Source organism: Rothia mucilaginosa (genome assembly GCF_964211445.1).
Taxonomy (GTDB): Bacteria; Actinomycetota; Actinomycetes; order Actinomycetales; family Micrococcaceae; genus Rothia; species Rothia mucilaginosa_E.
On record NZ_CAXOQT010000058.1, the window covers coordinates 1 to 1088 of the forward strand.

Genomic DNA, 1088 nt, shown 5'->3' on the forward strand with positions numbered 1-1088 from the left:
CCGCACCCTTCGGCTTTGAGGCGCCGGATGCCATCATGATGGATATCATTCGTCACCTGCCCGAAACCCAGGGCTACTCCGATTCCCGCGGCCTTTACTCGGCACGTACCGCCATTGTGCAGCACTACCAGAACCGCGGCATCATGAACCTCGACACCGACTCCATCTACCTGGGTAACGGTGTGTCTGAGCTGATCCCGATGACCCTGCAGGCACTCTGCGAGACCGGCGACGAAATCCTGGTCCCCATGCCCGACTACCCGCTATGGACCGCAGCTACCGCGCTGGTCGGCGGCAAGCCCGTGCACTACCTCTGCGATGAGGAAAACAACTGGTACCCGGACATTGAAGACATCAAGTCGAAGATTACCGAGCGCACCAAGGGCATCGTAGTTATTAACCCGAACAACCCGACCGGTGCCGTCTACCCGCGCTCGATTCTGAAGCAGATTGTGGACGTGGCACGCGAACACGGCCTGGTCGTGTTCTCCGACGAAATCTACGAAAAGATTACCTACGACGGCGCTGAAGCCATCAACATGGCAACCCTTACCGGCGACGACGTGCTCTGCCTGACCTTCTCCGGTCTGTCCAAGGCGTACCGCGTCTGCGGTTACCGTGCAGGCTGGGTTGCTATCACCGGCCCGAAGAAGGACGCCTCCAGCTACCTGGAGGGCATTCACCTGCTCGCCTCCATGCGCCTGTGCGCTAACGTTCCGGCGCAGCACGCCATCCAGACCGCTCTCGGCGGCTACCAGTCCATTAATGAGCTGATTGTTCCCGGCGGCCGCCTGTACGAGCAGCGCACCCTGGCGCACAAGATGCTCAACGAAATTGACGGTATCAGCTGCACCAGCGCGGACGGTGCGCTTTACCTGTTCCCGAAGATTGATATTGAGCGCTTCGACATTACCGACGACGAGCAGTTCGCCCTGGACCTGCTCAAGAGCCAGAAGATTCTCTTCAGCCACGGCCGCGCGTTCAACTGGAAGGACCCGGACCACTTCCGCCTGGTGTTCCTGCCCGATACGCAGACCCTCACCAGCGCCCTGGAGCGCTTGGGTAACTTCATGGCTGACTACAAGCAG

At 60.0% G+C, this 1088-nt stretch carries 1 protein-coding gene; it reads left to right on the top strand.

Features of this window, described 5'->3' with window-relative positions:
- Positions 1-1088, top strand: a 1088-nt coding sequence (locus tag AB8E48_RS08910) for a pyridoxal phosphate-dependent aminotransferase (RefSeq protein ID WP_368886474.1), incomplete at both ends; no start/stop codon positions are given.